7 protein-coding genes are annotated in these 10,384 nt (G+C 65.9%); 5 read left to right on the forward strand and 2 right to left on the reverse strand.

The genetic code is table 11. The annotated features are described in order from the left end of the window. Nucleotides 1-29 precede the first annotated feature (29 nt). Together pyrE and IPK27_12235 are read right to left on the reverse strand one after the other, a co-directional pair. Nucleotides 30-674 (reverse strand): orotate phosphoribosyltransferase, encoded by a 645-nt coding sequence (gene pyrE / locus IPK27_12230; GenBank protein ID MBK8068359.1) that lies wholly within the window; start codon nt 672-674, stop codon nt 30-32. Between the two features lie 40 nt (nt 675-714). After that, the gene (locus IPK27_12235; protein MBK8068360.1) at nt 715-1,320 is read right to left on the reverse strand and encodes a glutathione S-transferase family protein; all 606 of its coding nucleotides are present in this window, start codon (nt 1,318-1,320) and stop codon (nt 715-717) included. A gap of 324 nt (nt 1,321-1,644) precedes the next feature. Between IPK27_12235 and IPK27_12240 the strand changes: the two genes are divergently transcribed. The 5 genes from IPK27_12240 to IPK27_12260 all read left to right on the forward strand — a co-directional run. Then, a complete protein-coding gene (locus IPK27_12240) occupies nt 1,645-4,446 on the forward strand; it encodes a hypothetical protein (protein MBK8068361.1) in 2,802 nt (933 codons plus the stop codon). 191 nt (nt 4,447-4,637) lie between these two features. Next, nucleotides 4,638-6,053 carry a hypothetical protein gene (locus IPK27_12245; GenBank protein ID MBK8068362.1) on the forward strand — a complete coding sequence of 472 codons (1,416 nt, stop codon included), beginning with the start codon at nt 4,638-4,640 and terminating at the stop codon, nt 6,051-6,053. A gap of 254 nt (nt 6,054-6,307) precedes the next feature. Then, nucleotides 6,308-8,380 carry a VCBS repeat-containing protein gene (locus IPK27_12250; GenBank protein ID MBK8068363.1) on the forward strand — a complete coding sequence of 691 codons (2,073 nt, stop codon included), beginning with the start codon at nt 6,308-6,310 and terminating at the stop codon, nt 8,378-8,380. A 53-nt stretch (nt 8,381-8,433) separates the two neighbouring features. Further along, complete coding sequence (locus IPK27_12255) at nt 8,434-9,093, forward strand: response regulator transcription factor (GenBank protein MBK8068364.1); 660 nt, start codon at nt 8,434-8,436, stop codon at nt 9,091-9,093. Further along, nucleotides 9,077-10,384: hypothetical protein (locus IPK27_12260; protein ID MBK8068365.1), on the forward strand; the 1,308-nt coding region annotated here is incomplete at its 3' end. The genes IPK27_12255 and IPK27_12260, both read left to right, overlap by 17 nt.

Below are 10,384 nucleotides of genomic sequence, written 5' to 3' on the forward strand. Positions count from 1 at the left end.
TGTCGCTTCCCGATACCGCCGGGCCCGGCTCAGACGGCAACGCCCCAGGTCTCGCGGTAGGCGCGCAGCCGCGGCAGTTGCGCGGCCAGTTCCGGCCGGGCCGCCGCATAGCCCAGCAATTCGGCCAGGCTGGCGATGGCGAGCACCGGAATGCCGAACTCCTGGCGCACCTCATCCGCCGCGGACAGCGCGCCCTGACCGCGCTCCTGGCGGTCGAGTGCGATCAGCACGCCGGCGGGCGTGGCGCCGGCGGCGCGGATCAGCGCGACCGATTCGCGCACGCTGGTGCCGGCACTGATGACGTCGTCGACGATCACCACGCGCCCGGCCAGCGGCGCGCCGATCAGCATGCCGCCCTCGCCGTGGTCCTTGGCTTCCTTGCGGTTGAAGGCGAACGGCAGGTCGCGCGCGTGCTCGTCGGCCAGCGCGATGGCGGTGGCGCTGGCCAGCGCGATGCCCTTGTAGGCCGGGCCGAACAGCATGTCGCAACCGATGCCCGATTCCACGAGGGTGCGCGCGTAGGCGCGCCCGAGTGCACTCAGCGCCGCGCCGGTGTTGATCAGGCCGGCGTTGAAGAAGTACGGGCTCTGGCGCCCGCTCTTCAGGGTGAAGTCGCCGAAACGCAGCACGTTCAGGCGCAGCGCGAGGTCGAGGAAATCGTGGCGGAAGGACATGTGCGCTGGCCAGAAGGGACTGGCGTGGATGATCGCACCCTCAGCCGCGGATCATCTCGACGTGCCCCGGCTGCGCGCGCACCCGCGCCAGCCAGTCGCGCAGTGCGGGGTACGGCGCCAGGTCGAACTCGCCCTCGTGCGCGACATGGGTGTACGCGTACAGCGCGATGTCGGCGACGGTGTAGTCAGCCCCGCACAGGAACGGCGTTGCGGCCAGTTGGCGCTCCATCACCGCCAGCGCGCGATGGCCCGGCGCCATCTTCGCCGCCAGGTCCGCCGCGCGCTCGGCCGGTCGCCCGAGGTAGGCCACGATGAAGCGCGCCACCGCGATGTACGGCTCGTGGCTGTACTGCTCGAAGAACAGCCATTGCAGAACCTGCGCCCGCGCGAAGCGCTCGGCCGGCCACAGCGGCGTGCCGTCCGCCAGGTAGCACAGGATCGCGTTCGACTCCGGCAGGCAGCGGCCGTCCTCCAGTTGCAGCAGCGGGATCTTGCCGTTGGGATTCAGCGCCAGGAACTCCGGCGTGCGTGACTGCCCGCGCAGCACATCGACATCCACGAAGCGGTAGCTGCGGCCCAGTTGCGCCAGCAGCAGTTCGACCTTGTAGCAGTTGCCGGAGCGGTGGTCGCCGTAGAGGGTGAGCATGGTGGGTTTGCCCTTCAGCCGGTTTGGGTGTGGGTTGTTGGGGTCTGGTGGCGATGGCCGGTTGTCGGTTGCTGGTTCTCGGTTGTTGGTAGCAGAAGCTCGCACACCGGTGCCGAGTGGGAACAGCGATCTCACCGACGGCCGCCAGGAAGAGATCGCGGCTGAAGCCGCTCGCAGGCTTTCGGATCGCCGGCTCCGGCTGCCAACAACCCAGAACGAACAACGAACAACCGGCTGCCGTCAAGCCCAATTCGGGTGTCAATCCGCGCACCCGGCACGGGTCAAGCTGATCCTCAGCTTGATACACCCGTTTCGGAGTTGCGGATGAAGACCCTGTTGTTGGCCCTTGCAATCGCGCTGGTCACGGCCCCGCTGCGGGCCCAGGATGCCGTTTTCGCCGACGGCTACGAGAGCGTGTTGCCCGACTGCCTGTCGGGTACGCTGGGCGGCGACACCCTGCCCTTGCCGCCGCTCGCTCAGGCCGAATTGCTGGGCTGCTTCGAGATTGGCAACGATGCCGCCGCTCGCCTGGATGAACTGGCCTTCGGCAGCGTGCCGATGGCGCGATCGGCGGCATTGAACGACGTCGACTTCGAGCGCCTGATCGTCATCGGACCGGAGGGGCAGCGGCGACCGGCCGAGTTCAGCACGCTATCCCGCTGGGGCCAGCCGCTGGCAAGCACGTCCGCCCCGGTGCGCTGGCTGCAAGTCGCGCTGGCAGTCGATCTCGCCGCAAGCTCGACGGCCAGGCTGGCGCTGATGCGACTGCCCAGCGCCCCGGCGCCCGTGCCCGATCCTGGCGCCCTTCAGCTGCAATTGCTCGGTCCTGATCACTACCTCGTCGACACCGGGACAGCAGAGTTCGACATCGACGGAACGCGGTCGCAACCGATCAGGCGCATCCGCTTGCGCCAGGCGCCTGGCGGGCCCTGGACCGAGATCTACTCGGCGCAAACCGGCAGTGCTGACGAAGGCTTGGCGGTGCGAGTGCGCGAACCGGGGGGCGCGCCGATTCTGGAGGCGTCGGAAGCCCTCCCGGGCTCGCTGGTCGTCGATCGGGTGCGCTGGGAAGCGATCACCGGGCCGGTGCATGCGGCGCTGCACGTGGATGGCCACCTGGCGGTCGCCGGCAATGGCGATCTTTGCCAGGGCGACCCGAACTGGCTGCGCTTCCCCTACAGCCTGAGTCTGCGTTTCAACCGCGGCAGCGCGGCGATCGACATGGATTTTCAGCTGGGCAACGCCTGCGGCAGCCCGCAGTCCAATCCCGCCGATGGCCTGGTCGAGTTCGAACATGCGCAATACCGGTTGCCGCTGGCACGGGGTGTGGAGGCCCAGACCCAGCCGGTGGCAGCCGCCGTCGCCAACGCTCAGGTGTTTGCCGCAGGAACGGCGAATGCCTATCGCGTCGCCCAGCGCCGTGGGGGTGGTTCCCCCTGGCAGCGCAATGCGCAGCTCACCGAGAACGGCAATGTGCTCAGCAGTAACAGCTTTTTCGCTCAGCCCGCGGCGGGGCTGATCCGTCCCTTCGGGGGCAGTGCCCGGGTGCTGGCCATGGCGAGCATGCCGTGGATGCGCTATCGCGAACCCCAGGCACTGGGCGTGCAGGATGGACGGCTCACCCTGGAGCTGATCGCCGAACCGATCCTGGTGGGAAAGGCCAAGAGCCTGTGGTTTTCCGGGCGCGTCGCCATGGCGGTGGCAGCCGACCAGGTTCAGGCGTTGAACCTGCTCGACGGGCTGCGGGTGCGCAACGGGTTTGCCGCCGAGCGCGCGCTGACCCTGCAAGCCCTGCCGGAGGATCTGGATGCGGCTGAGGTGCAGCCGCCGCTCGCGGGTACGCTTGCGCAGGCGCCCGGACAGGCCTATCTGCAATATCTGCAGCAGAAGCATCTGGCGACCGTCGGCGACGAACCCTGCATCGACGCCGCAAACGGCAACGGCAGTCAGTGGACTTGCGCACGGACCTTCGGCCTGCAGCTGTGGCCGGACATTCAGTTCAACGAGCAATTCGGCTTCACCGAGAATCCGGAACCGGCGAGCAACGAGGGCAAGCTCAACTACTGGGATCCGGCGTTGATCGAACTGACCGAGTTTCAGCGCAACGGCCAGCCGCGCTGGTTGTGGGAGTTTGCCCTGCCGCAGGCACGCTTGATGGCGCACACCGCCTACTACAACTTCGGCCCTTTCCCGAATGGGGCCGGGACCAACAGCAACATTGCCGGCCACAGCTTCGGCTCAGGCGGCACGGGCGACGGCCTGTGGCACCGGTCCAATTCCGGTTCGGCGGACTACACCTACAATCGACATCAGGCCCTGAGCTACCTGTTGCGCCCCAACATCGCCCAACGCGATCGCTTTGCCGCTGCCGGCAACGCCGCAGCGCTGCGCTTCATCGACGATCCCAACGATGACACCACCTGGTCGGCGATCGGCCGCCTCAATCTGCAGTACATCGAGAGTCTGGCCAATTGCGCGCAGTTCGTGCCAGGCCCGGAGGGAACGACCTGCGACACTCGGCTGCGCCAGGTGCTGACGCGCCTGATCCAGAATTCGCTCAGCGCCGGATTGATGTGCCAGCTCAAGTTCGAGCCAGGCCCGGATTGCTTCGTGGGCCAGAACTTCATGCTCTACGCGTGGTTCTATCCGATTCTCGAACGGCTGTATCTGAACTACGCACACACTTTTCCGGCGGCATCGGCGCAGGACTGGCGTCGTGCGCTGTCGGTCACTCCGGACCGCCTTCTGGCCAGTTTGCCGACCACTGCCGGTGGCGATGTCGATGTCAATGCCAACTGGCCGAACGGAATCCTCTGTCAGCTCGGCGGCCCCGGCTTCACCCAGATCCAAAGCTGCAGCCCGGTGCCTGATCCGGACAACCTCACCCAGAACAAGTTGGCCATGCTGAGCGTGTTGGTACGGGGAGATCACTACGACTCCACGCTGGGCCTGTGTGCCGCGGTGCGCCAGGCCGGCACGGATCTGTTTCAGGGCACCGGACCCCTGGGCGTGCTGCAAGCCGTCGCCGGTGGTGGCTGGTGGAAGGGTGCCGTCGAATCTGGCCAGGAGTTGTCGACCGCCGTACTGGGTTTCGAACGCTGCCCCCCGCTTGGAGCGGCCCGATGAACCGCCTCTGGGCCGGGCTGCTCGGCGCGGCGCTCGTCATGTCCGCGGGTCCGACCATGGCCACAGTCACTCATGTCTGTGATTGCGCCAACGGCGCGGACGCTGATTGCGTGCCCGGCAACGACGCCGCCAGCGGCAGTATCGACCAACCCTGGCGCAGCGCCGCGGCGGCGCGCACGCGATTCCTGGGCATGAATGCAGGCGACGAAGTGCGCCTGTGTCGCGGCGGCGCCTTTGAGAGCAACGGACTCGGAAACTGGTTCAACACCAACTGCCGCGCCGATCAGCGCTGCGTACTGGGTGACTACGGCGCACTCTGGTCCAGCGGCGATGAGGGAGCGCCGATCCTGCGCATGCTGGTGGATGACTCGGCCATCAGCCTGGCCAACGGTGGCAACGCGCTGCAGGACGGAGGCTACCTGATCGAGGGGTTGCACTTGATTGGAGCGGGCCCCAACGGCAGCGGGATCTTTCTGTTCAACGATGTCGACGATGTCGAAATGCGTGATCTTGAGATTCATGGCTTCGGCATCGGCGTGCATCAAGCCGGATCCAACCCCTGCCGCCCCGATCCCGACTGCGATGGTCGCAATCAGCGCATCGTCCTGCGCCAAGCGTTCATCCACCACAACTCCACGCACGGCTGGCTGGGCGGAGACAGTGGCACCGAGATTCTGGACAGTCAGTTTGAATCCAACGGCACTCGCGCCATCCTCGATCACAATATCTACCTCAGTGCAGGACTTGGACTCGGTGTGCGCGTGTTGCGCAACCGGCTCTACCGCTCGGCGCTGGACGCCCAGGGCGTTTGCCAGGCCACCTCGCTGGTGGTGCACGGCAATTTCAAAGATCTGCGCATCGAGCAGAATCTGGTCCATGAGGATCCGGGGGCAGCTGCCCAGGGCTGCTGGGGCATTACCGTCAATGCCGGCTACAGCACGGCGGAACGCTTTGAAGACGTCGTCATCGCCGGAAACCGCGTGCACGATCTGGGCAATGTGCTGATCGGGCTGAGTTCATGCATCAATTGCGTGGTCGAGAACAATGTGCTGAGCTCAACCCAGCCCTTTTCAGTGCGCGCGATTGCGGCGCCCGTCTGCTGCGGCGCCAGCGGCGATGCTCTGATGGACGCGCTGAACGTGCGCAACAACAGCATCTATCTGGCATCGGGTGGCGGCAGCGGCGTGGCGATCGGCAATGAGGGTGCGCTGCATCGCATCAGCCACAACGCAATCCAACTCGGCAACAACCCCGGCCTGGCCTGTTTTTCGGTCACCACCACGCCAGCGGCGTTCACGCTGTTCGACTACCAGCGCTGCGCCAGCGGCACAGCGGGGCTGTCCTGGGTAGCAGAGACGGGTACGCTGGAGAGTTGGCGCGCGCAAACGGGGTTCGATCAGAGCTCGCAGGCGCAGATGCCGGGATTCTTCGACGTGGCAGCTCACAACCTGAGCGCAGCCTCAGCGCAGGCAGCGATGGTTGACGCCGGGAATTCCGCATTCGCTGCCAGTGTTGATCTGGACGGGTTGCCGCGGGCCGGGACGCCCGATATCGGCGCGCATGAATGGCGCGGAGTGCTGCTGATGAGCGACGGCTTCGAGGACTGATCCGATGTCTGCCGCTTGCGAGAACAGCGATCCGCGAGCTTCCTGACGGCGGTTTGTCCCCTGGATCTTCTTCCCTCGCAACGCGCGCTGGATGCGCACGATCACGGGCGTGGGTTACTCGACCTGCTGGAGCCCGGGCCCAGCGTTGCGGCAATCAGCTTGAGCCTGCCCTGTCAAGCCTGCGGTCTGAGGTGTGTGCGCATCGGCCACTGCTCCTAGTCTGAACGTGCCTCAGGAATGCAGGGCAACCAACCATGTTCCGCAAAGCTGTACTTCGCGATGGCGTCCTGACCGCGCTGCTCTTGCTCGGCATCAGCGAGCACGCCCGCTCCCAGGGCAACATCCTGGTGCAGAGCGATTCGAATCTGCTGCCGGCGGTTCCGACGCTCAAGCTGCTGGCGAGGGATCTCACGCTGGACGATCGCGCGGACGTTGTTGCCATCCGCCTTGACACCAGCGGCGTCACTCAGCATCGAATCGTGATCCAGTGGCAACGGCCCCAGCCGCCGAGTACCTCGGTCGTACTTGAAAGCGCTCAGACTTTGCCCACCGGCGTGCCGGTCGATATCGAACTCGCCGACCTCGACGCCGACGGCGATCCTGATTTGCTGGTTGCCCAGGAATCCATCAACGACACGCTTGCCGTGTGGATGAATCAGGGTGGCGCACAGCAGGGATCTGCGGGAATCTTCCGCCGTCATTCATCGCAGTTTTCGGCTGATCTGGTCTTCGCCGTCGCATCCCTCAGCCTGACACAGGGCGCGCCCACGGCACGGGATTTCATCCTGGTTCGCGGCGTCGGTCGCCCCAGCCAGATCTACGCCACGGTGCAACCGGAAAATCTTCCGCTGAGCTTCGAGCTGGTGCAGACATTGCCCCACGCCGGCGCGGTAGGCGCGACTGTGGGCGATCTGGATGGCGACGGCCTGGACGATCTGGTGCTGTTTGGTAACCAGACGCGGCTTTGGCTGCATCAAGGCACCGGTCCCGATCCGATGGTCGAAAGCAACCCGCCGGCATTCGCTGGCATAGGCACGGTGTTTGCCGCGGCCCTGCGCGATCTCGATGGCGACAATGACCTCGACCTGATTCTGGGAGCGGCCACCGGCGATCTGGTCTTCCGTCACGATGGCCTGGACCAGAACGGTGTCCCTTCCTATGCCCTGAGTCAAAGCCTGGGCGCCGGCACGCTGGGCATATCCCGGGCCTACGCCTGGATCGACGCCGACGGCGATGGCAGCGATGATCTGGTCGCCGCACGAAGTGAGGGCAGCACACCGGCGTCGATCGGCGGCACACAGGTGTACGCGCGCAGCGGAATCAACTTTGCCCCCGCGCCCATGCAGCACCTTCCGCCTGCCCACACCATTGCGGCGCTGCCACCGAGCATCGGCTCCAGCACCTATCTGTGGCTGGGATCCCTGGATGCGTCCAGCAACGAGCTCTGGCGCTCCGCCTCAAGCCCGCCACAGCTGCCGATCGCCTCCCTGCGCCAGCCGCTCCCCGGTCAAGGTGCCAGCGGGTATTTTGTCGGTAACCGGGTGGGCGCCTATCTGCAGGTGTCGCCGGCGATCCAGCAAACGGCCACGCTGAGGATGCAGGTCTCCGGAAGTTCCGGGCTGATCGGTCCCTTCGGCGCCAGCATTCTGCCGGGCACCAATCACATACTCGCAACCGTGAGCGTGCCGGCGAACCCGGAGCAGATCGAGTTCTGGACCATCGACCTGCTGGAGGCAGTCCCGGGCACCGCAGCCGCCATCGGCAGCGCCAATCAAGCCACCGTGCTGACCATGCCCAGCCCCATTGGGAACCTGCGGCCGAGCTGCTATGTCGCCTGCCTGCTGATCGGCGTATGCAGTTTTACCACCGAAGCCGGCACCCCGGAATCCGGCAGCCCGACATCTTCGCTGCTGATGGGCACTCAGGCTGAAGTGACGCTGCTGCAACGGCTGCGGGATGAACGCATGGCCATGAGCCCTGGTGGCGCGCACTACATCGCGTTGTATGAGTCCCTGCAACTCGATCTGTATCAGGCCACCTTTGTCGACCCGAGCTTCTACCTGGAGCTGTGGCAGCTCAAGGATGCGTGGATGCCCGCGGTTGCCAGCCTGGTGGATGGCGATGGTTCCATGGTGGTGAGCACCGACATGCGCGACCGGCTGCGATCGGCACTGCTGCGCTTCGAAAGTCTGGGCAGTGCGGCGCTGGCCGAGGCCATGGCTCGTGAGCGGGCTGCACTGGATCTGGACGGCCTGGCAGGCCTGCCCATCTCCAGCCTGCAACGGCGCTGGCAGGCCTCTCCCGTCTTCGCTTCCGGCTTCGAGTGAGCGAAGATGGCCATGGCGTCCATGAGGAACCGCTTACCGGCCAACGTCTTGATGTGAACAAGATTCGAGTTGCCATCGTCGAAGATGAGCCGGCCACGCGCGCGGCACTGGTCCAGCGCCTTTCCGCCACGCTGAAGTTCGAACTGCTGTTCGAGGCGGACAGCCTGCGCAGCGCGCGTGCCAGCTTGCGGGCATTGACACCGGACGTGCTGATTGTCGATCTGGGGCTTCCCGACGGTTCCGGACTGGACCTGATTGCCGAACTGTCCGAGCGTTGCCCCGCGCTTGCCACCCTGGTGCTGACCGTCTTCGGTGACGAGCAGAAACTGATCCGTGCCTTCGAACGCGGCGCACGCGGCTATCTGCTGAAGGATGAGACCAGCATTGGCCTGGTCGATGCCATCGAGCAGATCCTGGCGGGCGGCGCGCCGATCAGCCCGGCCATTGCGCGCTTTCTGGTCAGCAGACTGGTGCGGGATCAGCCCGACAGCCCACCGCCAGCCGAGAGCCAGCTGACGGCGCGCGAAGTGGAAGTCCTGCGCCTGGCTGCCAAGGGCTACAACCACGCCGAGGTCGCCAAGCTGCTGGGCCTCAGCGCCAATACGGTGGCTTCCTATACCCGCAGGATTTACGAGAAGCTTGAGGTTCATTCCCGCGCCGAAGCCCTGTACGAGGCCGGACGCATGGGTCTGATCGATGGCAGTCATGACTGACCAGGCGCCCGCCCGTGCTCTGCTCAGGGCCTGGGCTTGCCTGGTTCTGGGTCTGGCTGCGGGCCTGCTGTTGATTCTGGTGCTCGACCGAAGCACGCATACGGACTTGCCACAGCCGCTGTTGCGCCTGCAGCAGGCCGAACGCAGCCTGGCGCCATTCGCAACGGAGCCCCTGCAGACCGATGACTGGCTGCCGGTCGCCCTTCCCGACGACGCCCCGGTCGATGAACACTCAAGCCTGCAGCATGCCTGGTATCGGTTTCGCTTCGAGCTGCCAAGTCCGGCACCGGCCCTGTGGGGGCTGATGCTGCAGCGTCCTTTTGCCGCGCCCAGAATCTGGGTCAATGGCGCCCTGCTGGCCGATTCGGGTGTGCTGCGCGATCCACCCCCGGAGTACCGCCACGATCTCCGCTACAACCTCAGCCCCGACCTGCTCATGCCCGGCGAGAACAGCGTCCTGGTGCTGGTACGCTCGCGCATCAACAGCGCCGGCATGGCCGAACTGTGGCTGGGCGACGCCAGTGCCATGGCCAGCTACAAGGCTGCCCGCAACCGCATCGAAAAAGACTGGCCGCGCCTTGCAGTTCAGGTCATCGGCTTCCTGGCGTTGGTGTTGGCCGGGTTCTTTCTGGTGCGCCCCGAGGACACCGCCTTTGGCTGGTTTGCGGCCGCGCTGGCCTGCTGGGCTGCCCATACCACGCTCGACCTGCGCAGCCCTGGTGGCAGCGTCCCGGCGTGGCTGGTGCGCCCGGCGGTGCTGATCGCACTGATCTGGTTCGTCATCTTCGGCCTGTTCTTCGTGCTGCGCCTGCAGCGTGCGCGCGCGCGCAAACTTGAGCGCATCGTGCTCGGCTTTGGAATCGCGGCGAGCGTCCTTGCGGTGGGCGCCAGTGCCATCGACCTGCGCACGGGTTATCGGGTGGCGGCGCTCTACTTCATCGTGCCGGGCGTACTCGCGGTAGGCGCGGTGATTTCGACGCGATTGTGGTCTGCGGTAAGACGCCAACACCTCAGCGGCGGCGAGGCTGGCGCCCTGCTGGCCCTGGCCAGTGTCCTGCTGGTCATCGGCGTGCGCGATTGGCTGGTCGACACTCGCCTGGTTGGAAACTGGCAATCGATCCGCTACCTGCCTTTCGCTGCGCCCATGGTGCTTCTGGTCTTCGGCGCGATGCTGCTGCGCCGCTACGCGCAAGCCTTGGCCGGCGCCGAGTTGGTCAATCGGCAACTCGAGATCAAGGTGGCGGAAAAGACCGCCCACATCGAGAACAACTGGCGGCGTATCGCCGAGATC

Source organism: Rhodanobacteraceae bacterium (genome assembly GCA_016713135.1).
Taxonomy (GTDB): domain Bacteria; phylum Pseudomonadota; class Gammaproteobacteria; order Xanthomonadales; family SZUA-5; genus JADKFD01.